Below are 25,995 nucleotides of genomic sequence, written 5' to 3'. Positions count from 1 at the left end.
TGTTCCCTGGTCGGGCACGGACGAACGTACGCCCGATCAGGAGGCTCCTGTGGCCATCGCCCCCGCCAGACTGTCCGACCCGGTGGTCGGCGCCCTCGTCGCCGCCGTCAACGCGCACGACAGGGACGCCTTCCTCGCGGTCCTGACCGCCGACGCGACCATGTCCGACGACGGCTCCGACCGCGATCTGCACGACTGGATCGACCGGGAGATCTTCGACTCCGGCGGCCACATGGACGTCCAGTCCGAGTCCGACGGCGGCCGCACCCTGCTCGTCAACTACCGCAACGACACCTGGGGCGAGATGCGCACCACATGGCGCTTCGTGATCGCGCCCGGCGGCGGCCGGATCAGCCGCTTCGAGACCGGTCAGGCCTGAGCGGACCCTGAGCGGACCCCTGAGCGGACTCCGGGCGGATACCCTCCCGGCTCCCCGGGGCACCGCGCCCGGTACGAGGGCACCGGGCACTCCCGTACGGGTGAAAGCACGCCCTGCGTCGTTCCGGCCCGCCGCAGGGGTCCGTTGGGCCGGGCATGAAGCGCACCCGCATCGCCGCTCTCGCCCTCGCCACCGCCTCCGCGGCCCTCGCGCCCCTCCTGGGCCAGGCCGCCACCGCTGCGGAGGGCACGGCGTACCTCCAGGACCCGGCAGGCGGCGAGAAGGCCATGAAGTCGATGTGGACCAAGGACGAGATGCACAAGGTGGAGGCGCAGTTCCGCTTCCACCCCGGGGTCCAGTACCGGACGGTCACCCGCCCCGGTCCCTCGGCCGCGCCGGACTACAAGCGTCAGGTCGCCGACCCCAAGACCCTGGCGTGGCTGCCCGGTTACGAGTTCGCCTGGTCGGTGTCGGACTCGACGGTGGTGAAGAAGGCCCTGACGGTGAAGGAGGGCGAGCACCCGATCGTCGTGCACGCCGTACTGCGCTCCGCCGACCGGGCCAAGGTCGCGGAGGTGCGCGAGGAACTGACCGGGAAGCCGGCGACCGGGCGGGAGAAGGTCGCGGGCGGCAAACGGATCGCGTGCGACACCGGGGAGTACACGGTGGAGTGGTCGGTCACGCGCTCGGGCTACGGAACGCTGGTCGGGACGCTGCGCTGGGACTCCAGCTGCGAGCAGTACCGGACGGCGTTCGCCTCGAACCACGGTCAGCAGCGCTGAGGGTTCGGGTGGAGGCCGGCCGCCCCGTGCACCTTGTGGGTGCTCGTCGGGCGACTGGGCCGGGGCCTTGGATCAAGAGCCGTAGGGGCCATGGTGCCGCACGGGGTGGTCTGCGGCATGGGTCGAAGGTCCCGTGTCGAGGAACTTCTCAGTGTTTCTTGGCGGCTTGGGCGGCCTGTCCGGCGATGTCCTCCAGCACGGCCTTGGGGTTGCCGGTCGGTTCCACGGCGCGTCCGATGTTGCGCTTGATGGTGTCGCTGACCGTCAGCCAGGACGGGTCGTTGACCGGGTAGAGCTGGGCGCCGCGCAGCGCGTTGAGGAACTGCGTGTCGTTCTTGTCCAGGCCGCCCCCGGTCGGGGTGCGCGAGGCCGTGACGGTGGACGGCAGCAGGTGGTAGCGGTCGGCGAAGTCCGAGAGGCTCTTGTCCTGGTAGATGAACTCCAGGAACTTGCCGATCTCCGCGCGCTTGCCGTTCTGCTTGAACGCCATCATCCAGTCGGCGACACCGACGGTCGGCGGCGGTACCCCGGTGCCCAGGTTGTCCGAGACGGGCATGGAGGTGGTCGAGACGCTGATGCCCTTGGCGCGCGCCTCGTGGGCGAGCGAGGGATAGCCGTTGACCATGCCGACCTCGCCGCGCAGGAAGGCGGCGAAGGCGTCGGCGCGGTTCAGCTGGGACGGCGGGGTCGGGCCGGTGAACCCGGCACCGACCATCTCCTTCTTGACCCAGTCCCAGGTCGCGATGTTCTGGTCGGAGGCCAGGCTGTAGTTGCCGCTGCTGTCGGCGTAGCCGCCGCCGTTGCTCAGCTCCCAGATCAGCGCCTCGGCGTGCGCCTCCTCCGGGCCGAGCGGCAGGGCGTAGGGGTACTTCACGCCCTTGTCCTTGAGCGCCTTGGCGTCGGACTTGAGGTCGGACCAGGTCTTGGGCGGCTCCTTGATGCCGGCCTTGGCGAAGAGCGCCTCGTTGTAGAAGAGGAGACGGCTGCTCGCCACGAAGGGCAGGCCGTAGAGGGTGTTTCCGACGGAGCCCGCGTCGGCGAGCGGCTGGAGGAAATTCGCCTCGGCGGTGACCGAGAGCAGTTCGTCCGCGGGATACAGCTTCCCTTGGGCCGCGAAGTCCGAGTAAGACCCCATCAGTGCCACGTCCGGCGCCTTGCCGGCCTTGACCATACGCGAGACTTCGCGGTCGATGTCGGCCCACGGCAGGAGCTTGACGTCGAGCTTGATTCCGGGGTTCGCCTCGGTGAAATCGGCCGCCATCTTCTCCCAGTAGGGCTTGGAACTGGTGGCCGGACTGTCGCCGTATTCGGCGGCGACCAGATGCAGCGTACCGGCGTCACCTGCACCGTCTCCGGAGCCGCCGCATCCGGCCAGCGGGACCAGCAGACCGAGCACGGCCGTGGTGGCGGTCGTGCCGGAAATTCTTCGTCGCACGGGTGTATTCCCCTGATTTTCTTTTGGATCCAGTTATTACTTATGAGTTGCTCCGGGCTGGGGTGTCCCTCGATGGCCCGTTGGCCGGAATTCTCTCCTGAGGGAGGGGTGATTGATTCCATTGGGGGCGCACTTGTGGTCAATTCTCCAACTGGGGCTTTTCCTAATGGTGTTTTCCGATATGCGATCCAAATACTGGACGCGCGTAGACATGCCGAAAAGCCCGTTTCCGGTCTCGGAACGGGCTCTTCGGGTTCTGCGGGTCCTTCGGGGTCCGCGCGCCCTGCGGGTACGGGCGTGGGTGCGGGCGCGGGCGTGGGTGCGGGCTAGTCGGCGAACTCGCCCGCGTACGGGTCGGGCTCGCCCGTCTCCGGGTTGCGGCCCTCCTGCCAGCGCCGCTGGGCCTTGCGCCAGTGCACGAAGCTGAGGTGGCCGCCGTCCCAGAAGGTGATGCTGACGGGGCTCACGTCGAACTCGTCGGAGCACAGCCGGTAGAGGAACTCGGCCATGCCGTACGGATACACCGCGAAGGAGTCGGCGGTGTGCCGCCCGCAGACCAGGACCGGCCACCGGTCCGGATCGGGGTCGGAGGTGAGCCAGCACAGGATGTCCGACCCGCCGGTGACGCCCCAGGCGATGATCGACTCGGGGTCCACGTCGAAGGCGGAGCGGCCGCCCTCCGCCTCCCAGGTCTGGCGGGCGTTGTCGGTCTCCTCGACCATCCCGGTCGGGTCCCACTGGAGTCCGGGCTTGGGCAGCGGCAACAGGATGCTGGCCTCGCCGTTGATGGAGCCCGCGCCGAAGCGGCCCATGAACGCGATGAAATCGGCCGGGAACCGGGTCCCCCAGACGGCCTCCACCGCCGGCCAGTCGATGTCCTCGTCGGCGCCGTGCGTCGCCGGCATGATCTGCTCCAGCGCCTTGATCCGCGCGTTCTCCGTCATGCCGCTCCCCTGATGCCCCAGCTCAACCGCCCCAACCTACTGCCAGCGAGGGGCCTCGCCTAGCGGGGAGTGAGACGCCCCGGTACGTCCACCTTGATCGTGGTTCCGGCCCGCAGGCCCCAGCCCGCCATGGCGCCGGCCGCCGACTCCAGGACGTGCCGGGAGCGCAGTCGCGGCAGCCCGAGCCGGCCCGGCGCCATGGTGACCACGGCGAGCACGCCGAGGTCGCGGTCGAGGTACGCCACGTCGATCGCGAACCGCATCCGGAAGGTGTGCACGCTCGCCGCGGGGGTCAGCAGCATCGCGCCGTCGATCCCGTCCCGCCCGAGCAGGCCCCGGGTGCGGGCCCGGTAGGACGCGGCGACCTCCAGGGGGATGCGGTGCGTGCCGGCGTGCAGTGTGCCGGGGCCGTCCTGCCAGTTCGCCATGCCGGCCAGCCTAGGGGTGCCGCTGCGCGGAGCCGTCCCCTACCCGCCCTTCCACCGTTCCCCGGGTTCCGCCCGGCCGGTCCTCAAACGCCGGGCGGCCCGAAAAGGACAGCCCCGGAAGCCCCGCGCAGCCGCACCCGTCGGCGCTACCGTCGCCGCATGGGTGTCGCCCCGATCGTTCTCGCCGCCGGATACGGCGCCACCGCGGGATGGCTGCTGCCGCGTGCCGCGTACCGGTTCTCCGTCGAGCCGGGGGAGCCCTGGCGCGACCGCTGCCCGCAGGGGCACCGGGTGCGCGGCTGGCTCGGACCGGCCCGCTGCCGCTTTCCCGCGGAGGCCGTCGTGCAGGGCCGGGGCCAGGGCCGGGGCTCCGGCGGCCGGCCCCCCGAGTCCGCGGCGCCGCACGCCTACGGGAGGCGCGCCGTCCCCCTCGCCGCCCTCGTCGGGGCGCTCTGCGCCGTGCTCGGGGCCGCCGTCGGGGCGCGCCCCGAGGCGCTGGCCTACGTGGGGCTCGCCCCGGTGGTCGTGCTGCTCTCGCTCGTGGACCGCGCCGTGCACCGGCTGCCGGACGTGCTGACCCTGCCGCTCGCCGCCGCGGTCGCCGCCGGACTCGGTGCGGCCGCCCTCCTGCCCCGCGCCGCAGGCGACGGGCGGCTCGCCCTGCTGGGCGGCGCGGCACTCGGAGCGGCGTACCTGCTGCTCCATCTGATCAACCCCGCCGGAATGGGCTTCGGCGACGTCAAGCTGGCGCTCTCGATGGGGGTCGCTCTTGGGTGGTACGGGTGGGGGGTATGGTCCGCCGGGGCCTTCCTCGGCCTGCTCTACGGGGCCCTGTACGGGCTGATCCTGTTGCTGCGCGGCCCCGACGAGCGGAATCAGGGGTACGCGTTCGGCCCCTTCATGGCGGCCGGAGCACTCACCGGAGTGCTGCTGGGTGGTTTCGGAGCGTAATCATCGTGCGCCAATGCACGCAGCATGCTTTACGAAGGGTTATGGTGGAACCCCCCCCTCGGGCCGGTCCGTATCCCCCCCACGGACCGGCCCGTTTTTTGTTTTCCGGCTCCCCGGCCGCGCTGCGCGACAAAAACGCAGGTCAGCCGCGTTGAGCCCAAATGTTGGTGCCGGGGGTGGAGACGGCGAGGGAGTCGATCTCCTTCAACTCGTCCTCCCCGAGCGGCGCGGACGCCAGCGCGGCCACGTTCTCCTCCAACTGCGGCACGCTCGACGCGCCGATCAGGGCCGAGGTCATCCGGTCGTCGCGGAGCACCCACTTGAGGGCCAGCTGGGCGAGGGACTGCCCGCGGCGAGCCGCGATCTCGTTCAGACCGGTCAGCCGGCGGAGCACCTCGTCCGAGAGCAGGTCCGGGTTCAGGGACTTGCCCTGCGCGGCCCGCGAGTCCGCCGGGATGCCCTTCAGGTACTTGCCGGTCAGCATGCCCTGCGCGAGCGGCGCGAAGGAGATGCAGCCCATGCCGGCGTCCTCCAGGGTGTCCAGCAGCCCGTCCTCCTCCGTCCAGCGGTTGATCATGGAGTAGGAGGGCTGGTGGATGAGCGGGCGCACGCCCATTCCGCGCAGGATCCGTACGGCCTCGGCCGTCTGCTCCGCCGTGTAGGAGGAGACGCCCACGTACAGGGCCTTGCCCTGCTGGACCGCGGACGCGAGGGCGCCCATGGTCTCCTCCAGCGGGGTATCCGGGTCGAAGCGGTGGGAGTAGAAGACGTCGACGTAGTCCACGCCCATCCGCTTCAGCGAGGCGTCGAGCGAGCTGAGCAGGTACTTGCGGCTGCCCCACTCGCCGTACGGCCCGGGGTGCATCAGGTAGCCGGCCTTGGTCGACAGGATCAGCTCGTCGCGGTAGGACGCGAAGTCCTGCGAAAAGATCTTGCCGAAATTCAGCTCGGCCGAGCCGGGCGGCGGGCCGTAGTTGTTCGCCAGGTCGAAGTGGGTGATGCCGAGGTCGAAGGCCCGGCGGAGGATCGCCCGCTGGGACTCCAGGGACCTGTCGTCGCCGAAGTTGTGCCAGAGGCCGAGGGAGATGGCGGGGAGCTTGAGGCCGCTGTGGCCGGTGCGCCGGTACTCCATGGAGTCGTAGCGCGAGGGCTCTGCCCGATAGGGATTGGTATCAGTCACGTTGTCCTCCCTATCACGGACTTGTGACAGACCGAGTTGGGTACCCGATCCCACCGCGCAGTAATGTGGCGGACTCGGGGGAGGGACCGCATTTCGCTCGGGGGCAAGGCACGGAGGGGCTGGAAGATCGTGAAGTTGCGCGACCTGGTGTACAGGCTTTACGCACGCCGGGTGGAAGGCCGCCTCGACCATGACGCGGCGCCCAAGCACATCGGCGTCATCCTGGACGGAAACCGCCGCTGGGCGAAGGCGTCCGGAGGGACGACGGAGCAGGGCCACCAGGCCGGCGCCGACAAGATCTCCGAGATGCTGGGCTGGTGCACCGAGACGGACGTCGAGGTCGTCACCCTGTGGATGCTCTCCACGGACAACCTGGACCGGCCGGAGGTCGAGCTCCGCCCGCTGCTCAACATCATCGAGAACACCGTGCGGGGCCTCGCCGCGGACGGCCGCTGGCGCGTCCACCACGTCGGCAACCTCGACATCCTGCCCGCCCGGACGCAGAACGTCCTCAAGGAGGCCGAGCAGGCCACCCACGACGTCGACGGGATACTCGTCAACGTCGCCGTCGGCTACGGCGGCCGCCAGGAGATCGCCGACGCGGTGCGCTCGCTGCTGCTCGAGCACGCGCGCAAGGGCACCTCCTTCGAGGAGCTCGCCGAGATCCTCGACATCGACCACATCGCCGAGCACCTCTACACGCGCGGCCAGCCGGACCCGGACCTCGTCATCCGCACCAGCGGCGAGCAGCGGCTGTCCGGATTCATGCTCTGGCAGAGCGCGCACAGCGAGTACTACTTCTGCGAAGTCTTCTGGCCGGCCTTCCGCAAGGTCGACTTCCTGCGGGCCCTGCGCGACTACGCGGCCCGTCACCGGCGCTACGGCACCTGAGTCACCGTAGGGGCCCTGTGCCCCGCGACCCCCTCCCCTCGAAGCCTTCACCAGGGATTCACCGAGCGTCCGTCATATGCCATGGCATGGCCTGGCTTGTTCGGGGAATATCCCTTTCAGGTCGATGCCCGATCCACGGGTGTCGAGTCTCAGCGGACGGCATGGGGTCGTCCGCCCGGGAGGCCCTTTGCACCAGGACGCACGTGCGGTTCGCACGGACGGAGTGGAGGGCCGGAAATCGGCCCTGGCATGGGTGCCGATGACCGGTCCGGTCTTCATGGCCCGACCTCTTCCGAGGGGGTACGTCCTTCCGTGGTGACCAGCACAAAGAGCCGCCTGCCCGACAGGCGGACCTACGTCCTCGACACCAGCGTCCTGCTGGCAGACCCCAATGCGATCTCCCGCTTCGACGAGCACGAGGTCGTGCTCCCGATCGTGGTGATCACCGAGCTGGAGGCAAAGAGGCACCATCCCGAACTCGGTTACTTCGCTCGCCAGGCCCTGCGCCTGCTCGACGACTTCCGGGTTCGCAACGGTCGCCTGGACGCCCCCATCCCGCTGGGCGATCTGGGCGGCACCCTGCGCGTCGAGCTCAACCACTCCGACACGAGCGTCCTGCCCGCCGGTTTCAGGTTGGGGGACAACGACTCGCGGATCCTCGCGGTCGCCCGCAACCTCCAGGCCGAGGGCTACGACGTCACGGTGGTCTCGAAGGACCTCCCACTGCGCATCAAGGCCTCCTCCGTGGGGTTGATCGCCGAGGAGTACCGCGCGGAGCTCGCGATCACCGACGCCGGCTGGACGGGCATGAGCGACCTCGCCCTCTCCGGAGAACAGGTGGACCTCCTCTACTCGGAGGACCGTCTCTACGTGCCGGAGGCCGCGGAGCTGCCCGTGCACACCGGACTGGTCCTGCAGTCCGAGCGCGGCAAGGCGCTCGGCCGGGTCACGGCGGACGGCAACGTGCGGCTCGTGCGCGGCGACCGGGAGGCCTTCGGGCTGCACGGTCGCAGCGCCGAGCAGCGCATCGCGCTGGACCTCCTCCTCGACCCCGAGATCGGGATCATCTCGATGGGCGGCCGGGCCGGCACCGGAAAGTCGGCACTGGCGCTCTGCGCGGGACTGGAAGCGGTCCTGGAGCGCAGGCAGCACCAGAAGGTGATGGTCTTCCGGCCGCTGTACGCGGTGGGCGGTCAGGACCTCGGCTACCTGCCCGGGGACGCCTCCGAGAAGATGAGCCCCTGGGCGCAGGCGGTCTTCGACACCCTCTCGGCGGTCGCCGGGCGCGAGGTCATCGAGGAGGTGCTGAACCGCGGGATGCTGGAGGTCCTGCCGCTCACGCACATCCGAGGCCGCTCGCTGCACGACGCCTTCGTGATCGTGGACGAGGCGCAGTCGCTGGAGCGCAATGTCCTGCTGACCGTTCTGTCCCGAATCGGCGCCAATTCGCGGGTCGTTCTGACCCACGATGTCGCCCAGCGGGACAACCTGCGGGTCGGTCGGTACGACGGAGTGGTCGCCGTGGTCGAGAAGTTGAAGGGCCACCCGCTCTTCGCCCACATCACGCTGACGCGCTCGGAGCGCTCCCCGATCGCCGCGCTGGTGACCGAGATGCTGGAGAACCTCTGACGGTCGTACCGGTCAAAACCCCCATAGTGGGACGGTGAGTTGGCGCCGCCCGGCAAAGGCCCGAGAGCCTAGCCGGGCGGCGCCGTGTTGCACAGGTCTTTTCTCGAATCGGCGGCGACACCCCAGGTGTGATCTTTCACACGCAATGGAGAATTGCCTTGCGGTGTGGCGTTCGGGCAGAGTCTGGTTTCCGTCAGGCCCCGCATACGGCATACCTGTATCTCCCGTGAGGTACGCGCAGCACCACAACTCCACAGCCGATCGCCGTATGCCGCCCGGAGATTCACGCGGCGGCCCCCGCAAGGGGGTTGCCCACGGGCCCGCGCCTCCAGTGACCGTAGAACCACGGAGGCCAGAGTCGAGGGCACTTTTGCGCCCGCGCGGTCACTGCGGATGCTGCTGGAAGGACACCGTGTGAGCCGGATCTCGGTCCGGGGGTTCGCCGTGGCTTCGGCCACCGCGGTCACCACCGTCGGCGCAGTCGTAGGCGTTGCCACCGGCGACCCCACGAACGATCTCGAGACGACCGCGTCCGGCGCGACTCTCCTTGCGGACATCCCGGTCGGCGACCAGGCAGAGGTCCAGACCGCGTCCCTGACGCAGCAGGCCGATGCCATCGCCCACGCCGCGGAAGCCGACACCAAGCGTTCCGTCGAGGAGGCCGCGCGCGTCCAGGCCGCCGAGGACGCCAAGGCCAAGAAGGCCGAGGCCGAGAAGGCCGAGAAGGAGAAGGCCGAGGCCGAGGCCGAGGCCAAGCTGAAGAAGGAACGCGACGAGAAGGAGCAGGTCGCGAGCCGCTCCGCCGCCCGCGACGCCGGGGACTTCGCTCCCCAGAGCTCCTACACGGTCGCCCAGGTCAAGGCCATTGCCCAGCAGATGGTCCCGGCCGGGCAGTTCCAGTGCTTCTCGAACATCATCAACCAGGAATCCACCTGGAACTACAAGGCCGTCAACTCGTCCTCGGGCGCCTACGGTCTGGTCCAGGCGCTGCCCGGTTCGAAGATGGCCTCGGCCGGTGCCGACTGGCGCACCAACCCCGCCACGCAGATCAAGTGGGGTCTGAACTACATGGAAGACCGCTACGGCAGCCCCTGCAGCGCCTGGAGCTTCCACCAGGCCAACGGCTGGTACTAGAGCGGCCCGCGCCGCCGCGAGCGCCGCAGCACCGCACAACCCTGGGGAGCCCCGCACCGTCCTACGGTGCGGGGCTCCTCGCGTGTACGGTCTTCGAGGTGAGCCCGTAGACCGGGGGCGGGGGAAGGAAGCGACATGGCGAAGAGGGAAGGCTGGCTCGGCCGGCTCGGGAACAAGCTGAACCGGATGGAGGCGCGGCTCAACGAGCGGCGCGCCGAGGTCGAAGCCGAGACCAGCGGCGACCTGCCGCTGTCCGGCGGGCCCGGGCGGGCACCGGACGCGGGGGCTGCCGAGGCGTCGGCCGCCGCGGCGGTCGCGACCGTTCCCGCGCCGCCCTCCTACCCGCCCGTGGTCCCCGCGCCCCACCTCGCCGCCCCGGCCGTGCCCGTGCGCCCCGACCCGGCGAGCGTCGTCCCCTGGGGGATGCGCGTCGCCGCCGAGGCCAGCTGGCGGCTGCTGCTGCTCGCCGGGATGCTCTGGGTGCTGATGAAGGTGATCAGCGAAGTCCGCCTGGTCGTCCTCGCCTTCGCCGCCGCGATGCTCGTCACCGCGATGCTCCAGCCGTTCGTGGTCCGGCTGCGCAGACTGGGCCTGCCGCGCGGACTGGCCACGGCCGTCACGGCGATCCTCGGCTTCGTGGTCATCGGGCTCGTCGGCTGGTTCGTGGTCTGGCAGGTCATGGAGAACCTCGACGACCTCTCCGACCGGGTGCGCGACGGCATCAACGAGCTCAAGCTCTGGGCACTGGACAGCCCGTTCCACGTGACCGAGAAGCAGATCAACGACATCGCGAAGAACCTCAGCGAGACCATCGGCACCAACACCGAGCAGATCACCTCCGCCGGACTGCAGGGCGTGACGGTGCTCGTCGAGGTCCTGACGGGCATCCTGCTCGCGATGTTCTCCACGCTCTTCCTGCTCTACGACGGCAAGCGCATCTGGAACTGGGCGCTGGGCCTGGTCCCGTCCGCCGCCCGCGCCGGTGTCGCCGGCGCCGGTCCGCGGGCCTGGCGCACGCTGACCGCGTACGTGCGCGGCACGGTCATCGTCGCCCTCATCGACGCCATCTTCATCGGCCTCGGCATCTACTTCCTGGACGTGCCGATGGCCGTGCCGCTGGCCGTCTTCATCTTCCTGTTCGCCTTCATCCCGCTGGTCGGCGCCGTGGTGTCGGGCGCGCTCGCGGTGGTCGTGGCGCTGGTGACCCAGGGCGTGTTCACCGCCCTGATGGTGCTGCTGGTGGTGCTGGCGGTGCAGCAGATCGAGGGCCACGTGCTCCAGCCCTTCATCCTCGGCCGGGCCGTCCGGGTGCACCCGCTCGCGGTGGTGCTCTCGGTGGCCGCCGGCGGCATGATCGCGGGCATCGGCGGAGCGGTCGTCGCGGTGCCGCTGGTGGCCGTCACCAACACGGTGGTGGGCTACTTGAAGGCGTACTCGCGCGAGCAGCACCACCTCGGATCCGAAATGATCGGCCCCGCCCCGCACGGTTCGACGGCCCTGAGCGTGGTCCCCGAGGGAGAGGGGCACGTCACACCCTGACCCTCCTCGCGGAACCAGACATTCCGGCGATCAGGGCTGCGATGATCGAACTGATTCGCGTGCCGACGGCATCGCGGGGGGAACAGGGACACGGGGGACAGGCATGATCACAGATCCGGAGCTCGGCGAGGAATGGCAGACCGAGGCCTTGGAGCCGGCCCGGTCGGCGGACCGGGTCCCCGCGCGCGAGCGGGCGACGGGCGGTCCGGGCCAGCGGTCGTGGCTGTGGGCGCTGGGCGGTGCCGTGGTCGCGTCCGCGGTGTGGGGCGGTGGGCTGTACGCCTTCGGGGACCGGACGGTCGAGCTCGAGACCTCCTACCGGGCGTCGAAGAACCTGTGCCAGGACTTCAAGGCCCGGGCGCTGAGCGGGATCACCGGAGACATGCACAAGAAGAAGCCGGTGAACCTCGAGGGCGACCACCCGGCCGTGTACGCGGCACGGTGCCATCTGGAGAACGCCGGGAAGGACGGGACGGCCCCGGACTTCGACGTGGTCGCCCAGGTCGCCCTGCACAAGAAGACGGATCCCTCGGCCGAGTTCGACGCACCGGACCTCCGCACCATCTCCTACGCGGGCGGCGTGCGCACGGCAGCGGTGCCGGACCTCGGAGAGCGTGCCGTGATGAACGTGATGTCCGGCGACACCTGGCTGATCCTCAAAGTGCTGGACGGCGGAGCGGTGTTCACCGTCGAAGCGGGCGCGAACACCTTCGCGGAGACGAACGGCCGACCCGCCACCGACGTCGACGCGGTCCAGGCGGCGATGATCGAGGACATGCGCGAGCTGATGTCGGCGCTGAAGAAGTAGGGCCGGGATGATCACGGAGCCGGAGCTGGACGGGGAGTGGGAGCCGGCGCGACCGGCCGAGGTCGTGCAGGACACCGTGGCGCCCGGGGCGCGGGCCCCGGACCGGCCCTGGCCGTGGGTGGCGGCGGCGGTGGTGGCCACCTCCGCGCTGTGGGCCGGCGGGCTGTACGCCTTCGGGGACCGGACGGCCGAGCCGGAGATCCGCTACCGGGTCACGGACGACCTCTGCGGCCAGTTCAAGGCCCCGACCCTGGAGGGACTGCTGGGCGGGCTCGCGGACCCCGTACCGCAGGCGGGCGGCCGGCATCGGGCGCTGGACTGGGCGTCGTGCTCCCGCAGCAGCGACAGGCCCGCCCCCAGCGGGAGCATCTACGTCGCGGCCGTGGTCGAACTGCACAAGATGACCGACCCGAAGGCCGAGTTCGCCGCCAGCTCCCCTGATGCCCGGTGGTTCGTCAGCGGCGACGGCGGGTGGGAGTCGGTGCCCGGTCTCGGGGAAGAGGCCCTCGTCACCCGTCCCGGGCCCGGCGACGGCATCCGGCTGCGGGTCCGTGACGGCGGCGCGGTGTTCACGATCGTCGTGACGATCTTCGAAGGGGAGGGCGAGTCCGACCCCCGGACGGATCCTCTGCCGCACCCGGACCGGGACGCCCTGGTGGCCGCGGCGGCCGAGGACGCGCGGGCGCTGATGGCCGCACTGCGCAAGAGCTGAACGCACAGGGCCCCGCGACCGTTTCCGGTGGCGGGGCCCAGTGTCGTCGTACGGGGTGCCGTTACTCGGCGGCGAGGGCGGCCTCGGCGTCGAGGGTGACGGCGACGGCCTGGATCACGGAGGCGATCTTGAAGGCCTCCTGGATCGTCTCGCGGTCGACGCCCGCCTTGCGCAGGACCTGCTCGTGCGAGTCCAGGCACTGGCCGCAGCCGTTGATCGCGGAGACCGCGAGCGACCACAGCTCGAAGTCGATCTTCTCCACGCCCGGGTTGCCGATGACGTTCATCCGCAGGCCCGCGCGCAGCGTGCCGTACTCCGGGTCGGAGAGCAGGTGCCGGGTGCGGTAGAAGACGTTGTTCATCCCCATGACCGCGGCGGCGGACTTGGCGGCGGTGTACGCCTCCGGCGAGAGGTTGGCCTTCGCCTCGGGCTCCAGCTCACGCAGGACGATGGCCGAGCGGGCGGCGATCGCGCAGGACAGGACGGTGCCCCACAGCTGCTGCTGCGGGAGGTCGCTGTTGCCGATGACCGAACCGAGGTTCAGCTTCAGGTCCTTGGCGAAGTCCGGTATGGCCGACTTCAGGGAGTCGAGGGACATCCGTCACTCACCGGCCAGCAGCGCGCCGGCGTCGATGGTGGCCTCACCCTTGTTCCAGTTGCACGGGCACAGCTCGTCGGTCTGCAGGGCGTCGAGGACCCGCAGGACCTCCTTGGGGTTACGGCCCACGGAACCGGCGGTCACCATCGAGAACTGGATCTCGTTGTTCGGGTCCACGATGAAGACGGCGCGCATCGGGAGGCCGTCCTCGCCCAGGATGCCCAGCTCGGCCGACAGCTCGCGCTTGATGTCGGACATCATCGGGAAGGGCAGGTCACGCAGGTCGGCGTGGTCCTTGCGCCAGGCGTGGTGCACGTACTCGGAGTCGAGCGAGAAGCCGAGGACCTGCGCGTCGCGGTCGGCGAACTCCTCGTTCAGCTTGCCGAAGGCGGCGATCTCGGTCGGGCACACGAAGGTGAAGTCCAGCGGCCACGCGAAGACGACCTTCCACTTGCCCTCGTAGGTCTTGTGGTCGATCTGCGCGAACTCAGATCCGGCCTCGAGCGAGACACAGGCGGTCAGGTCGAAAGCCGGGAACTTGTCACCAACAGTGAGCACGCGCTCTCCTTACGAAGTGGAAAATGCACCCTTTTGGGGGTTTTCCGATGGGGTTGGACGTATCTCACATGCTGACACACCTGCATTGATTACAGAAATAGCTACTCTTGTGTCGGGTGATCGGAGGTACCTATCAGTGGCTGTCAGTAGTAGGGGAGCGAAGCAACCGACGCTGGCGCAGCTGCGCGCCTTCGCGGCGGTCGCCGAGCACCTGCACTTCCGGGACGCCGCCGCGGCCATCGGCATGAGCCAGCCCGCGCTCTCCGGTGCCGTCTCCGCCCTCGAGGAGGCCCTCGGGGTGCAGCTGCTGGAGCGCACCACGCGCAAGGTGCTGCTCTCGCCGGCGGGCGAGCGGATCGCGGCCCGCGCGCAGGTGGTCCTCGACGCCATGGGCGGGCTGCTGGAGGAGGCCGAGGCGGTACGGGCGCCCTTCACCGGGGTGCTGCGGCTCGGGGTGATCCCCACGGTGGCGCCGTACCTGCTGCCGACCGTGCTCGGGCTGTTCCACCGGCGCTACCCGCGGATGGACCTCCAGGTGCACGAGGAGCAGACCGCCTCGCTGCTGGAGGGCCTCGGCGGCGGGCGCCTGGACCTGCTCCTGCTGGCGGTCCCGCTCGGGGTTCCCGGAGTGACCGAACTGCCCGTCTTCGACGAGGACTTCGTCCTGCTCGCACCCCGGGAGCACGCACTGGCCGGGCGCCGGGACATCCCGCTGGAGGAACTGCGCGGACTGCAGCTGCTGCTGCTCGACGAGGGCCACTGCCTGCGCGACCAGGCCCTCGACATCTGCCGGGAAGCGGGCCGGACGACCGGGGCGGACGTCACGACGACCGCCGCCGGCCTGTCCACCCTCGTACAACTGGTCGCCGGGGGACTGGGGGTGACGCTGTTGCCGCGCACCGCGCTACGGCTGGAGACCGCCCGCAACGAGTACCTGTCCACCGGGTACTTCGCCGAGCCCGCCCCCTCCCGGCGGATCGCCCTGGCCATGCGCACCGGGACCGCCCGGCAGCAGGAGTTCAGGGCCATCGCCGCCGCGCTGCGCGAAGCCGTACGCCCGCTCCCGGTCTGGCCCACCGACTAGGTCGTGTCCGCAGGGGCGTCACGCCGGGAACGGGCGTACGGGTCGGGTGCGTACGGAGGTCACTCCGTGCGCAGGCCGTCCGGGCGCATCAGCCGCAGCAGCGGCGGCAGGCTCAGCAGGGTCACGACGACCACCACACCCGCGCCGGTCGCCGTCATCCCGAGCACCGACGCCCAGTCGATCCGAACGGGCTGGGCGGCCATGCCCATCAGGACGGCGCCCAGCCCCACGCCGACCCCGGCCGCCAGCACCAGGCCGAGCACGATCGGCACGGCCGTCTGCCACAGCACCGACAGGCTCAGCGTGGAGCGCTTGGTGCCGAAGGCGACCAGGGCGGAGAGCAGCCGCCGGCGCTCGCGCAACTGCTCCAGCTGGGAGACGAGCAGGCTGCCGCCGATCAGGACCAGCACGCCGGTGGCACCGAAGAACAGCCCCGTGCGGATCGAGGAGTAGCCGGCGGCCTTCTCGCTGTGCCGCAGCGTCATCGCCGTGACGAACGGGTCCGCCTTGAACACGGCGTTGCGCGCCCGGTCCAGGGCGTCCGGACCGGACTCGTCGACCTGGACGAAGATCCGCGCGTTCGGGAAGTCGCCGATCTCCTTCGGCGCGGCCGCCGGGGTGACCAGCAGGCCACTGCGCAGCTCACCGGTGGGGTCCTCCCGGCTGGGGACCGTACGGGCGTCCGCCGGGACCTGCCACTTCGCCGGCGCGGGCCGGTCGGGCAGCCCGGACCCGGAATCGGACCCGTATCCGCTGACGTCGCCGACGAACAGCTCGTCGCCCGGCTTCGCCGCGCCCCCGTCGGAGCGCTGCCAGGCCTGCGGGGCCGGTGCCGCGGAGCCGGTCAGTACGAAGGCGTCGCCGTCCTTGCAGGAGTCCAGCGACGCGACCTCACCGAGCGCGTCGCAGGTACCGATGGTCACCGCGAGCGTCTCCTGCATCGCGGGCACCTGGCGGGCGGCCTGCACGGTGGTCAGTGGAACGGTTCGGGTGACGCCCGGCACGGCGGAGATCCGCTGCGCGAGGTCGTCCATGCGCGTCTGCGTCTCGCGGTTCACCAGGACCGCGACGGCGGCCCTGCCGGGATCCTGGCCGGTCGGCTTCGTGTACTCGCCCTCGACGCCCGCGAAGAGCATCTGGAGGGCGATGGCGCCCGCGACGGCCACGGCGATGCCGTTGACGAGGCGGGCGGCGGCGCCGCTGTTGACCTGGAGCCGGCGCACGGCCAGCTGCCAGGAGACCGGGCCGCCGGACACCTTCGCGACGAACCGTTCCAGCAGCCAGGGCAGCAGCACGGTGACCCCGACCAGCAGCAGCAACACACCCGCGCTGACCTGCCACTGGTTGAACCTGCCGTGGTCGTTGCCGCGGCCGTCCATGGGCACGAGCAGGCCGAGCCCGACCAGCGGGAGCAACAGCCGCCACCAGACGCGGCGCCGGGAGGGCCCCGCCGTCCGGACGACGCCCAGCGGCTCGATGACCACGCTGCGCAGCGCGAACAGGGTCACGGCCACCGCCGCCGCGGGCACCGCGAGGGCGACCAGGACGGCGAGCCAGGGCGCCGGGTCGAGGTCGGCGGGGAAGACGCTGCGCTGCTGGAGGCTGACGCTGCCGACCAGGGAACGGCCGACGGCGAAGAAGCCGCTGCCCAGCACCAGTCCGACCAGAGAGCCGGCCAGCGCCTCCCCGGCCGCGATCCGGCGCACCATCTGGCTGTCTGCGCCGACCAGGCGCAGTGCGGCGAGCCGCCGGTCGCGCCGGTCCCCGCCGAAGCGCACGGCGGTGGCGATGAACACGGCGACGGGCATCAGCAGGGCGACGAACGTCAGGACGACCATCAGCATGAGCACGGGGTCCAGGCCCTCGCGGTCCGCGTTGTAGCCGAAGCCGGTGACGCGCTCGACGCGGTAGTCCTCGGGTCCGTTCTTCGCGAGGGTGTCGCTGCCCAGGTAGAAGAACAGTTCGCCGGGGCCGACCAGCCCCGGGTCGCCGATGATCTCAACCACGCGCGCGTCGAGCCGCTCGCGCAGCAGGGCGCCGTCGGAGGACTTCAGCAAGGCGTCGAGCGCCGGGGAGAGGGCCATCTCGCCCGGGCCCGGGATCCGCTTCAGGCCGGGCGGCAGCGGGGCGCGGGGGCCCTCGGCCCGCACCGCGTGCCCCTCGATGTCCGTGTGCCGGTACGTCTGGTTGACGCGGGCGATCAGCAGGGTGTCGGGGCCGGGGGCGTCGGCCCGCTCGGAGTTCATCGTCGACCGTGCGTCGCCGCGCTCGTACCGCGCGGCGAGGGCGCCGGGGATGGTGGTGCTGATCAGCAGCAGTGCGACGCCGAGACCGACGCCGACGCCGGTGAGGAGGGTGCGGATCCACCCTTCGCGGCCGCCGCCGAAGGCGAAGCGGGCGCCCATGCCGAGGTCGCGGGTCCAGGCCCGGAGCCGGCTCATACGATGCGCTCCATGTCGCGGGATTTGCCGTCGCGTACGACGATCTCGCGGTCGGAGTAGGCGGCCACGCGCGTCTCGTGCGTCACGAGCACGACGGCGGCGTTCGCGGACCGGGCGGCCTCGGTGAGCAGCTGCATGACGAGTTCGCCGTTCAGGGAGTCGAGGGCTCCGGTGGGCTCGTCGGCGAAGATCACCCGGGGGTCGGTGACGAGGGCGCGGGCGACGGCCACGCGCTGCCCCTGGCCGCCGGATATCTCGCCGGGCCGCTTGGCGCCGAGGTCCTCCACCTGGAGCTGCTCCATCCGGCGTAGGGCGGTGCGTTCGGCCTCCTTGCGCTTGACGCCGGTCAGGCGCAGCGGGAGGGCGACGTTCTCCACGCAGGTCAGCTCCGGTACGAGCTGGCCGAACTGGAAGACGAAGCCGAACTCGGTGCGGCGCAGCTCGCTGCGTTCGGCGTCGCTCAGGGAGGTGAGCTCGCGGCCGGCGTAGGCGATGGAGCCGGAGTCGGGCGCCACGATGCCCGCGAGGCAGTGCAGCAGGGTCGACTTGCCCGAGCCGGAGGGGCCCATGACGGCGACGACCTCGCCGGCGTGGATGGAGAACTCGGCGCCGTCGAGGGCGTTGGTGGTCCCGTACGCCTTGCGCAGGTCCGTGGCCGCGAGCAGCGAGCCGGCCGGGGTCATCGGCGTACCTCCCGGGCGAGCTGGTCGAGTCGGGCCGCGGTGAGCTCCAGCCACCGCAGGTCCGCCTCCAGGTGGAAGAGGGCGTGGTCGCACACGAGTTGGTCGGCGATGTCCCCCTTGCGCTTGCGCTGGGTGAGGATGCGCATGAGGCGCAGGTGCTCGGCGCGCTGGGTGTCCAGCAGCTCGTCGGCGCGGCGGCCGGTGAGCAGGGCGAGGACGACCTTCGTGTAGAGGGTCGAGTGGAGGTAGGGCTCGGGCTTCTCGGGCTGCGCGAGCCAGGCCTCGACGTCGGTGACGCCGGCGTCGGTGATGGCGTACCGCTTGCGGTCGGGGCCGCCGCCGCTCTCGATCCCGTCGACCTCGACGAGGCCGTTCTTCAGGAGGCGGGACATGGTCGAGTAGACCTGCCCGTACGCGAGGGGGCGGTCGTGGCCGAACTTCTCGTCGAAGGTGCGCTTGAGGTCGTAGCCGTGGCGCGGGCCGGCCTCTAGGAGGCCCAGGAGGGTGTGACCGATGGACATGGCCGCGACTCTACACTGCGTGTATACGCGGAGTGTATAGAGGGCGGAGGAGGGGCGGACGGGGGAGTCGACCGAAGGGGCGGGCGGGAGCGGGCCGCTGCAGGGCCCCGGAGCGACGTGCGCCCGGTGGGGCCGGAGTGCCGGCCCCACCGGGCGTACGGGTCATTCTGCGGACTTCGGGGGGCGTCCCCGGCGCGGGATGGGGCCGGGGGTCGAGGGGAGGCGGCCGGCCTCGGCGAGGGCCCGGCGGAGCAGGAACTCGATCTGCGCGTTGGCGCTGCGCAGTTCCTCGCCCGCCCAGCGGGCCAGCGCGTCGTACACCTGCGGGTCGAGCCGCAGCAGCACCTGTTTGCGCGCCTGTCGGCCCGCCGGCTTCTCCTCGCCGCCGGGGGTCACTGGTAGAGGGTTCCCGTGTTGACCACCGGCTGGGCGGCGCGGTCGCCGCACAGGACGACCATCAGGTTCGAGACCATGGCCGCCTTGCGCTCCGGATCCAGGTCCACGATGTCCTGTTCCGCCAGTCGGGTCAATGCCAGTTCGACCATGCCCACCGCGCCCTCCACGATCTGCTTGCGGGCCGCCACGACCGCGCCCGCCTGCTGGCGCTGGAGCATCGCGGAGGCGATCTCCGGAGCGTACGCGAGGTGCGTGAATCGGGACTCGATGATGTGCACACCGGCCGCGTCGACGCGGTCGCGCAGTTCGACCGCCAGCTTCTCGGTGATCTCCTCGGCGTTCCCGCGCAGCGACAGGCCGCCCTCTTCGTGCGCGTCGTACGGGTACTCGATGGCGATGTGCCGGACCGCCGCCTCGGCCTGGGTCTCGACGAACTCCGTGAAGTCCTCGACCTCGAAGGTGGCCCGGGCCGTGTCCTCGACCCGCCACACCACGACCGCCGCCAGCTCGATCGGGTTGCCGTAGGCGTCGTTGACCTTCAGGACGGCCGTCTCGTGGTTGCGCACCCGGGTGGAGATCCGCTCGCGGGAGGTCAGCGGGTTGACCCAGCGCAGCCCGTCGGTGCGGATGGTGCCCCGGTAGCGGCCGAACATCTGGACGACCCGGGCCTCGCCCGGCGCCACCGTGTTCAGCCCGCACATCGCGAACGTGGAGACGAGGCTCAGGAGTACGCCGAGGGATATCAGGGCCGCCTTGACCCCGACGGCCGTGGCCACCGAGCCGGCCACGATCAGGCCGGCGCTCGCCACCAGACCCAACAGGCCGAGCAGCAGTGCCAGTCCGCCGCCGACGCTGCGCGCGGTGAACTCCCGTACTCCGTCAGGGGTGGCGTTTTGGTTCGTCATGGTTTGCCCCGTTTCTCAGCTCACGGCCGGTCGGACCGTCTAGCAAAGTGATATCACTTTTTTGCGCTACGGCAACCCTTCGGCTTAGGTGAGCGTCGGTTCCCATGACGCGGGTGCTGATTCTCACGTCCGAAATGACCGTAATTAGTCATGGTTGGCCAACTTTTGTCACAGCCTGCGGTGTTAGCTTTCTGAGCTGACGTCGGGGGGGAAATCGAGCGGAGCGGGAGCGATGGGCCGAGCAGAAGTGCGTAAGGCGCAGCAGCAGCGCGGTGCGCGGCGTGCGCCGAGCGGACGCGCGCAGGGCACCGAGGGAAGCGGAAGCGCCGGCAAACGCACCGGCATACGCCGCTTCTTCACCTGGAAGAAGATCCTGGGCACGTTCTTCGGGCTGGCCCTGCTCGGCATGGGCGCGCTGGTCGCCCTCTACTTCTGGGTAGAAGAGCCGGACCCCAACAAGCAGGCGCTCCAGCAGAGCAACGTCTACAAGTACTCAGACGGCACGATCATGGCCAGCAAGGGCAAGGTCAACCGCGAGATCCTGGCGATCGACAAGATCCCGATGGACGTGCAGGAGGCGTTCATTGCGATCGAGAACAAGTCCTTCCGCAACGACCAGGGCGTGGACTTCAAGGGCCTGGCCCGCGGTCTGTGGAACACGGCGACCGGGCGCGGCAAGGCCGGTGGCTCCACGATCACCCAGCAGTACGTCAAGAACTACTACCTGACCCAGGATCAGACGGCGAGCCGCAAGCTCAAGGAGCTGGTGATCTCCCTCAAGGTCGACCAGCGCATGAAGAAGCCCGAGATCCTCGCGGGTTACCTGAACACCAGCTACTTCGGGCGCGGCGCGTACGGCATCCAGGCGGCCGCCCAGGCCTACTACGGCGTCGACGTCGGCCAGTTGACGCTGGAACAGGGCGCGTACCTCGCCACCCTCGTCCAGGCCCCCAGCCAGTACGACTGGTCGACCGCCAGCGACGACACCAAGAAGCGGATCATGATCCGCTACGAGGCCACCTTCGTGAACATGGTCGAGAACGGCAAGCTGGACGAGGCCAAGCGCAAGACGCTGAAGTTCGCCGAGCCGAACCCGCCGCAGCCGCCGATGGGCATGGACGGCCAGAAGGGCTACCTGGTCCAGGCGGCCGAGGCCGAGCTCAACGCCCAGGGCGTCGAGCGGAAGCTGATCGACGCCGGTGGCTGGACGTTCACGCTGAACATCGACGCCAAGAAGCAGGAAGCGCTGGAGAAGGCAGTCCAGGACGAGCTGGAGTCCAAGCTCGACCGCAAGGACACCAAGGGCAAGCCCCAGGACCAGAGCGTGCAGGCCGGTGCCACCTCCGTGGACCCGAAGACCGGCGCGATCGTCGCGATGTACGGCGGCACGAGCCTGAAGGACCACTGGTCGAGCAACGCCCTGCGCAAGGACTACCAGCCGGGCTCGACCTTCAAGCCGATCGTGCTCGCCTCCGCGCTGGAGAACGGGGCGAAGACCCAGGACGGCAAGCCGATCACGCCGAACGCGCTCTACGACGGCACCAGCAAGCGCGCGGTCCTCGGCAGCGACATCCCGTTCGCCCCGCAGAACCAGGAGGACCGCGACTTCGGCACCCCGATGATGACGGTCCAGGACGCGACCAACTTCTCGGTCAACTCCGTCTACGCGCAGATGATCGTGGACGTCAAGCCGCGCAACGTGAAGAAGACGGCCCTGGCCCTCGGCATGAAGGACCGCGAGGGCTGGCCCGAGGACAAGCCGGCCATGTCCCTCGGCACCATGAGCGCCAACACCGTGGAGATGGCGGGCGTCTACGCCACGTTCGACAACCACGGCAAGAAGGTCACGCCGACCATCATCAAGAAGGCCGAGCACAAGGACCGCGAGGTCGAGCCGGCCCAGCCCATCGGCGCCCAGGCCATCAGCCGCCAGACCGCCGACACCGTCACCAAGGTGCTCACGGGCGTCGTCAACGACGAGGGCGGCTCCGGCAACAAGGTCCGCAGCAGCGCCTACGAGGCCGCCGGCAAGACCGGTACCACCGAGAACAACGTCTCCGGCTGGTTCTCCGGGTTCACCCCCGAACTGGTCACCGTCGTCGCGATCTTCGGTGAGGAGCCCGTCACCGCCAAGCAGGTCACCCTGACCGGTACGGCCGGCCTCGGCCGACTCGGCGGTTCCAGCTTCCCGGCCTCGATCTGGAAGGCGTACACGCTCGCCGTCCTCAAGGGCAACGCGGGCAAGTTCCAGCTGAGCGAGGCGGAGATGGGCGCCGTGCAGACGCCGTCCCGCAGCGCCTCGCCGACGCCGTCGACGTCGCCGTCCTCCAGCTCCCCGACGGCCAGCACCAGCCCGACGCAGTCCCCGACGACGTCCCCGACGCCCACGGCGACCAAGACGGCCCCGACGTCGCCGACCCCGACGACCACGACGTCCCCGTCGCCCACGGCGACCAAGACCGGCGGTCCCAAGCCGCCGGACCCGCCGCTGGTGCCCGAGCGCTAGACCCCACCGAGACGACAGACCGCCGCCCCGCAGCCTTCCAAGGCTGCGGGGCGGCGGTCTTCCCGGCGTCGCGCGCTCAGCGTCGCTCGGGCGTCGCCGGCAGCGTCAACTCGAACCAGACGACCTTTCCGCTGCTGAGCCGTGTCGCACCCCAGCGCCGGGCCATCCGGTTGACCAGGAACAGGCCGCGGCCGCCCTCGTCGGTGTCCCGCGCCCGTCGCTGGCGCGGCAGCTGCGGCGAGTCGTCGCCGACCTCGCAGCGCAGCACGTCCGTGCGCAGCAGGCGCAGCGTCACGGGCCGCTCCGCGTACCGAACGGCATTGGTGACCACCTCGCTGACCAGCAGCTCCAGCGAGTCCTCGAGCTCCTCCAGGCCCCACCGGGTCAGGGCGCGGCGGGCGAACCGGCGGGCCCGGCCCGGGGCGGTCTCCTCCGGATCCAGGAACCAGTACGCGACGTCGCTGGGTGCGATCCCGTCGAACCGGGCCGCGAGCAGCGCGATGTCGTCGTCCCGGTCACCCGGGCCGAGCATGTCCAGGACGTCGTCGCAGAGCGCCTCCAGCGGCGGCGGGTGGTCCAGGCCGGTCAGCTGGGCGGTGGTGGCGAGACGCTCGCGGAGCTGCTCGATGCCGGTCCACACGTCCCGCAGGCGCGATTCCACCAGGCCGTCGGTGTAGAGCAGCAGGGTGCCCCCGGCGGGCGCGTCCAGCTCCACGGCCTCGAAGTCGACGCCGCCGACGCCGATGGGGGCGCCCGGGGGTACGCGGAGCACCTCCGCGCGTCCGCCCAGGTGCAGCAGCACCGGCGGCGGATGGCCCGCGTTGGCGATGGTGATCCGGTGCGCGACGGGATCGTAGACGGCGTACAGGCAGGTGGCCATGCGGTCGGAGCCCAGGCGCTGCGCCTGCTCGTCCAGGTGGTGCAGGACCTCGGCCGGCGGCAGGTCCAGCTGCGCGAGGGTCTGCGCGGTGGTGCGCAGCTGACCCATGATCGCGGCGGAGGTCATGGAGTGGCCCATGACGTCGCCGACGACGAGCGCGACGCGGCTGCCGGGCAGCGGTATGGCGTCGTACCAGTCGCCGCCGACCCGTGCCGTCTCGGCGGCGGGCAGGTAGCGGGAGGCCAGCCGCACCCCGGTGGGCTGCGGGAGGCCGTCGGGCAGCATGGTGCGCTGCAACTCGTCGGCGATGTACGCCTCACGGCCGTACAGGACCGCCTTGTCGATGCCGAGCGCGGTGTGGGTGGCCAGCTGGGCGGCGACCAGGAGGTCGTTCTGCTCGAACGCGGGACGCTCGGGGCTGCGCAGGAAGACGGCGGCGCCGATCACCCGGCGGCGGCCGCGCAGCGGCGCGAGGACGGCCCGGTTGCCGCGCGGCAGCGGGTGGTCCACGCCGAGCAGCTCGGGCAGAGCGGCCCGGGCGGCGGCGGAGGACCCGAAGACGGGCCGTACGCCGCGCAGCACCTCGGCGAGCGCGCCGCCGGGCCGGATCTCGCACAGCTCGGCCGCGGGCAGGTCACCCTGCGGGCCCACCAGCGGCAACTGGCTGAAATCGAGCTCGCCGGTGGCCCCCGCGGCCCCGGCGAGGTCCATCCCCGCGCCGATGGTGCTGCTGATGTCGGTCAGGTCGTCGATCGGTCGGAGCCGATCGGTGCGCCGGAGCCTTAAAACGACCGGCCCGACGGGCCGCTCGTCGCCGACCGGGAGCGGGTCGCGCAGGTAGACGAGGATGGCGTCGGAGAAGGTCGGCACGGTCGCCCGGCACAGGCCGAGCACGATCTCGTCGAGGTCGATGCCGCGGGCGATCCGCCTCGTTGCGGCGCCGACGAAGCGCAGCCGGTCCCCTTCGCGGCGCGCGACGGTCGCCTCTCCGACCGGTACGGCGCCCCCGCCACCTCCGTGGCGTCCGGCTCCGCCGTCACCGCTCGTGATCGCGGCGGCCGGGGGGCCGTTGCCGTCACCGGTCATGTCGTCATCCCCGCCGCGCGGGCGCGGGGCCTCGGCGGGACCACCGTGCCCGGCCGCGCCGACCTGCGCGTCGAGGGCGCTCGCACCGGGCCGGGGCCGGGCCGCGCCCTGGCCGGGCTCGGCCGGCACCTCGCCGGGGGCGGCCGCGTTGCGTCGGGGCCGGGGGAGCCCGGCGCTGCCGCCCGCACCCGCTGCTGAGCGGGCCGCGCGCGCGTCGGTGGCCGCTGTGGAAGCCGCACCGTCCGGCTCCGCCGACGCGCCGGCACCGGCGCCCGCGGCATGCGTGCGTACGGCCTCGGTGGCGGCGATGGGCGCCTTGCCGTGGCCGGCCTCGTCCGTACCTCCGCCGGAGGCGACGGGCTGCGGGCCCTCCTGGGAGGTGGGGTACTCCGTCACGCGTGGATTTCCGTCCGTTTGCGCTCGATGTGCGCTGCACTCAACTCGGTCAGTCGCGGTATACCCGCTCAGCGGCCGGGGCACCATCGCCCCGAGGTTCCTGCCCCAAACTTCTCTCCCAACCTCCGGCCGGGAGGTGCCCCTGACGGACCCCCGCCCCCTCGTCGCCTCTCGTCGTGCGTCCGACCTCCGGTCAGATCCCGTGTGCGGAGCGGCACTTGCGCAACGGCGCAGCGGCCGCACCGTCCCGCGCGCGTGACCTCGTGGAGGACGATCCTACGTTTGAACCCTGGGGGCGCATCAAGGGTCTCATGAGGTCATATGCGCCGGGGTGGTGTCCCAGTCATCCGGAAGGGCCGGAATCCTCCAGGCCGGATCCGGCCGCCAGTCCTCCCAGCCGCCGGAGAACGGGGCTCCCCATTCCTCGATCACCTCGACCGCCGCGCGGCCGGACTCCCGTACGCGGTCGGCCTGCTCACGGTCCATCAGGCCGCTCCGCTGCGCCTGGGCGAACTCGTCCTCGTCCAGCCACTTCCAACTGCGGTCCGGGTAGACGGCGATGTCCAGGAAGTGGTCCACGGAGTCCACCCCGCCGGCCCAGCGCGAACGCGGCTCCTCCAGGTTCACGTACCAGTTCTTGAACTGCCAGCCGGGGCCCCAGAACAGCCACACCGACCAGGATTCCCCGGGCCGGGCCAGCTTCAGGACACCGCTGCCGAACCAGCGCGACCGTGCGGTCGTCCGCGGCGCCGTGTAGCGGGTGGCGAGCGGCTCCTCGTGGACGGAGGTGCCGTCGGCGAGGACCGGCTTGACGCACTCGGTGCCGGGGGCCATCCACACCGCCAGCAGCTCGTCCGTGTCCTGCACCACGGTCACCGGGCGGCAGATGTGGACCGGGCCCTTCAGCCCCGGGGCGTGATCGCGGTAGCGCCAGAGGACCTGCTCCCCGGGTGCCCAGCGCGGGCCCTGCGCGGGGCTCCGCGGCGCGCTCCGCGCCGCGGAGTTCCCGGGCTTGAAAGTACCTGTCATGCGCAGATCTTAGGGCGGGGGTCCCCGCGCCCGCTGCGGCGCAGGTCACCGGGGGGTTCGGCGGTGACGATCGACCGGATCCGGCCCCCGCCCGCGGGTG

At 71.0% G+C, this 25,995-nt stretch carries 24 protein-coding genes; 11 read left to right on the top strand and 13 right to left on the bottom strand.

The annotated features are described in order from the left end of the window. Positions 1–49 precede the first annotated feature (49 nt). On the top strand, positions 50–379 hold the full coding sequence (locus OG386_RS17690; RefSeq protein ID WP_266604423.1) for a nuclear transport factor 2 family protein: 330 nt from the start codon (positions 50–52) through the stop codon (positions 377–379). Between the two features lie 155 nt (positions 380–534). Continuing rightward, the gene (locus OG386_RS17685) at positions 535–1,161 is read left to right on the top strand and encodes a hypothetical protein (RefSeq protein ID WP_328788961.1); all 627 of its coding nucleotides are present in this window, start codon (positions 535–537) and stop codon (positions 1,159–1,161) included. Positions 1,162–1,309: 148 nt separating this feature from the next. On the opposite strand, the gene OG386_RS17680 is transcribed toward OG386_RS17685, so the two are convergent. The 3 genes from OG386_RS17680 to OG386_RS17670 form a co-directional block, all read right to left on the bottom strand. Next, complete coding sequence (locus OG386_RS17680; protein WP_328788960.1) at positions 1,310–2,596, bottom strand: extracellular solute-binding protein; 1,287 nt, start codon at positions 2,594–2,596, stop codon at positions 1,310–1,312. Between the two features lie 326 nt (positions 2,597–2,922). Then, positions 2,923–3,540, bottom strand: coding sequence for an SMI1/KNR4 family protein (locus OG386_RS17675; protein ID WP_266604429.1), 618 nt, complete (start codon positions 3,538–3,540; stop codon positions 2,923–2,925). Positions 3,541–3,599: 59 nt separating this feature from the next. Continuing rightward, the gene (locus tag OG386_RS17670; RefSeq protein ID WP_327383518.1) at positions 3,600–3,968 is read right to left on the bottom strand and encodes a DUF192 domain-containing protein; all 369 of its coding nucleotides are present in this window, start codon (positions 3,966–3,968) and stop codon (positions 3,600–3,602) included. Between the two features lie 159 nt (positions 3,969–4,127). On the opposite strand from OG386_RS17670, the gene OG386_RS17665 reads away from it, so the two are divergent. Further along, positions 4,128–4,919, top strand: coding sequence for an A24 family peptidase (locus OG386_RS17665; protein WP_328788959.1), 792 nt, complete (start codon positions 4,128–4,130; stop codon positions 4,917–4,919). 142 nt (positions 4,920–5,061) lie between these two features. On the opposite strand, the gene mgrA is transcribed toward OG386_RS17665, so the two are convergent. After that, entirely contained in the window at positions 5,062–6,099 is a 1,038-nt protein-coding gene (mgrA, locus tag OG386_RS17660; protein WP_328788958.1) for an L-glyceraldehyde 3-phosphate reductase, read from the bottom strand. Between the two features lie 129 nt (positions 6,100–6,228). Here mgrA and OG386_RS17655 point away from each other — a divergent pair, with 129 nt between their 5' ends. From OG386_RS17655 to OG386_RS17630, 6 genes are all read left to right on the top strand, one after another. Further along, positions 6,229–6,990, top strand: coding sequence for an isoprenyl transferase (locus tag OG386_RS17655; RefSeq protein ID WP_030011184.1), 762 nt, complete (start codon positions 6,229–6,231; stop codon positions 6,988–6,990). Between the two features lie 312 nt (positions 6,991–7,302). Next, positions 7,303–8,619: a PhoH family protein gene (locus OG386_RS17650; RefSeq protein ID WP_030011185.1), complete on the top strand. Its 1,317-nt coding sequence runs from the start codon at positions 7,303–7,305 to the stop codon at positions 8,617–8,619. A gap of 414 nt (positions 8,620–9,033) precedes the next feature. Beyond that, complete coding sequence (locus tag OG386_RS17645; protein ID WP_328788957.1) at positions 9,034–9,753, top strand: transglycosylase SLT domain-containing protein; 720 nt, start codon at positions 9,034–9,036, stop codon at positions 9,751–9,753. Between the two features lie 135 nt (positions 9,754–9,888). Further along, the gene (locus tag OG386_RS17640) at positions 9,889–11,292 is read left to right on the top strand and encodes an AI-2E family transporter (protein ID WP_328788956.1); all 1,404 of its coding nucleotides are present in this window, start codon (positions 9,889–9,891) and stop codon (positions 11,290–11,292) included. 103 nt (positions 11,293–11,395) lie between these two features. Beyond that, on the top strand, positions 11,396–12,100 hold the full coding sequence (locus tag OG386_RS17635) for a hypothetical protein (RefSeq protein ID WP_328788955.1): 705 nt from the start codon (positions 11,396–11,398) through the stop codon (positions 12,098–12,100). Between the two features lie 7 nt (positions 12,101–12,107). After that, positions 12,108–12,812 carry a hypothetical protein gene (locus OG386_RS17630; RefSeq protein WP_328788954.1) on the top strand — a complete coding sequence of 235 codons (705 nt, stop codon included), beginning with the start codon at positions 12,108–12,110 and terminating at the stop codon, positions 12,810–12,812. A gap of 61 nt (positions 12,813–12,873) precedes the next feature. On the opposite strand, the gene OG386_RS17625 is transcribed toward OG386_RS17630, so the two are convergent. After that, on the bottom strand, positions 12,874–13,410 hold the full coding sequence (locus OG386_RS17625; protein WP_327383511.1) for an alkyl hydroperoxide reductase: 537 nt from the start codon (positions 13,408–13,410) through the stop codon (positions 12,874–12,876). 3 nt (positions 13,411–13,413) lie between these two features. After that, on the bottom strand, positions 13,414–13,968 hold the full coding sequence (locus OG386_RS17620) for a peroxiredoxin (protein WP_150259008.1): 555 nt from the start codon (positions 13,966–13,968) through the stop codon (positions 13,414–13,416). A gap of 136 nt (positions 13,969–14,104) precedes the next feature. Between OG386_RS17620 and OG386_RS17615 the strand changes: the two genes are divergently transcribed. Further along, positions 14,105–15,052, top strand: coding sequence for a hydrogen peroxide-inducible genes activator (locus OG386_RS17615; RefSeq protein ID WP_328788953.1), 948 nt, complete (start codon positions 14,105–14,107; stop codon positions 15,050–15,052). Positions 15,053–15,111: 59 nt separating this feature from the next. Here the strand turns inward: OG386_RS17615 and OG386_RS17610 are convergent, their stop codons facing one another. From OG386_RS17610 to OG386_RS17590, 5 genes are all read right to left on the bottom strand, one after another. Beyond that, positions 15,112–17,493 (bottom strand): ABC transporter permease, encoded by a 2,382-nt coding sequence (locus OG386_RS17610; RefSeq protein WP_328788952.1) that lies wholly within the window; start codon positions 17,491–17,493, stop codon positions 15,112–15,114. Beyond that, positions 17,490–18,176, bottom strand: coding sequence for an ABC transporter ATP-binding protein (locus tag OG386_RS17605; RefSeq protein ID WP_328788951.1), 687 nt, complete (start codon positions 18,174–18,176; stop codon positions 17,490–17,492). The genes OG386_RS17610 and OG386_RS17605 overlap by 4 nt, the downstream gene beginning before the upstream one ends. Next, entirely contained in the window at positions 18,173–18,697 is a 525-nt protein-coding gene (locus OG386_RS17600) for a PadR family transcriptional regulator (RefSeq protein WP_328788950.1), read from the bottom strand. Before OG386_RS17600 ends, OG386_RS17605 begins: the two co-directional genes overlap by 4 nt. A 162-nt stretch (positions 18,698–18,859) precedes the next feature. Further along, complete coding sequence (locus tag OG386_RS17595) at positions 18,860–19,093, bottom strand: hypothetical protein (protein WP_328788949.1); 234 nt, start codon at positions 19,091–19,093, stop codon at positions 18,860–18,862. Next, the gene (locus OG386_RS17590) at positions 19,090–19,998 is read right to left on the bottom strand and encodes an SPFH domain-containing protein (RefSeq protein WP_328788948.1); all 909 of its coding nucleotides are present in this window, start codon (positions 19,996–19,998) and stop codon (positions 19,090–19,092) included. Before OG386_RS17590 ends, OG386_RS17595 begins: the two co-directional genes overlap by 4 nt. Positions 19,999–20,230: 232 nt before the next feature. Between OG386_RS17590 and OG386_RS17585 the strand changes: the two genes are divergently transcribed. Further along, entirely contained in the window at positions 20,231–22,504 is a 2,274-nt protein-coding gene (locus OG386_RS17585) for a transglycosylase domain-containing protein (protein WP_328788947.1), read from the top strand. 76 nt (positions 22,505–22,580) lie between these two features. Here the strand turns inward: OG386_RS17585 and OG386_RS17580 are convergent, their stop codons facing one another. Further along, entirely contained in the window at positions 22,581–24,866 is a 2,286-nt protein-coding gene (locus OG386_RS17580; protein ID WP_328788946.1) for a SpoIIE family protein phosphatase, read from the bottom strand. Between the two features lie 309 nt (positions 24,867–25,175). After that, positions 25,176–25,895, bottom strand: coding sequence for a cytidylyl-2-hydroxypropylphosphonate hydrolase (gene fomD, locus OG386_RS17575; RefSeq protein WP_328788945.1), 720 nt, complete (start codon positions 25,893–25,895; stop codon positions 25,176–25,178). Positions 25,896–25,995: the final 100 nt, after the last annotated feature.

The sequence above is a fragment of the Streptomyces sp. NBC_00273 genome (genome assembly GCF_036178145.1).
In the GTDB taxonomy this organism is placed as follows: domain Bacteria; phylum Actinomycetota; class Actinomycetes; order Streptomycetales; family Streptomycetaceae; genus Streptomyces.
This window is presented reverse-complemented; position numbering and strand designations above follow the sequence as displayed.

Bases quoted from the DNA above. Each gene is read 5' to 3' on its own strand.
- OG386_RS17685 (WP_328788961.1), top strand. From the start codon at position 535: ATGAAGCGCACCCGCATCGCCGCTCTCGCCCTCGCCACCGCCTCCGCG.
- OG386_RS17675 (WP_266604429.1), bottom strand. From the start codon at position 3,540: ATGACGGAGAACGCGCGGATCAAGGCGCTGGAGCAGATCATGCCGGCG.
- OG386_RS17670 (WP_327383518.1), bottom strand. From the start codon at position 3,968: ATGGCGAACTGGCAGGACGGCCCCGGCACACTGCACGCCGGCACGCAC.
- OG386_RS17665 (WP_328788959.1), top strand. From the start codon at position 4,128: ATGGGTGTCGCCCCGATCGTTCTCGCCGCCGGATACGGCGCCACCGCG.
- OG386_RS17640 (WP_328788956.1), top strand. From the start codon at position 9,889: ATGGCGAAGAGGGAAGGCTGGCTCGGCCGGCTCGGGAACAAGCTGAAC.
- OG386_RS17635 (WP_328788955.1), top strand. From the start codon at position 11,396: ATGATCACAGATCCGGAGCTCGGCGAGGAATGGCAGACCGAGGCCTTG.
- OG386_RS17630 (WP_328788954.1), top strand. From the start codon at position 12,108: ATGATCACGGAGCCGGAGCTGGACGGGGAGTGGGAGCCGGCGCGACCG.
- OG386_RS17625 (WP_327383511.1), bottom strand. From the start codon at position 13,410: ATGTCCCTCGACTCCCTGAAGTCGGCCATACCGGACTTCGCCAAGGAC.
- OG386_RS17610 (WP_328788952.1), bottom strand. From the start codon at position 17,493: ATGAGCCGGCTCCGGGCCTGGACCCGCGACCTCGGCATGGGCGCCCGC.
- OG386_RS17605 (WP_328788951.1), bottom strand. From the start codon at position 18,176: ATGACCCCGGCCGGCTCGCTGCTCGCGGCCACGGACCTGCGCAAGGCG.
- OG386_RS17600 (WP_328788950.1), bottom strand. From the start codon at position 18,697: ATGTCCATCGGTCACACCCTCCTGGGCCTCCTAGAGGCCGGCCCGCGC.
- OG386_RS17590 (WP_328788948.1), bottom strand. From the start codon at position 19,998: ATGACGAACCAAAACGCCACCCCTGACGGAGTACGGGAGTTCACCGCG.
- OG386_RS17585 (WP_328788947.1), top strand. From the start codon at position 20,231: ATGGGCCGAGCAGAAGTGCGTAAGGCGCAGCAGCAGCGCGGTGCGCGG.
- fomD (WP_328788945.1), bottom strand. From the start codon at position 25,895: ATGACAGGTACTTTCAAGCCCGGGAACTCCGCGGCGCGGAGCGCGCCG.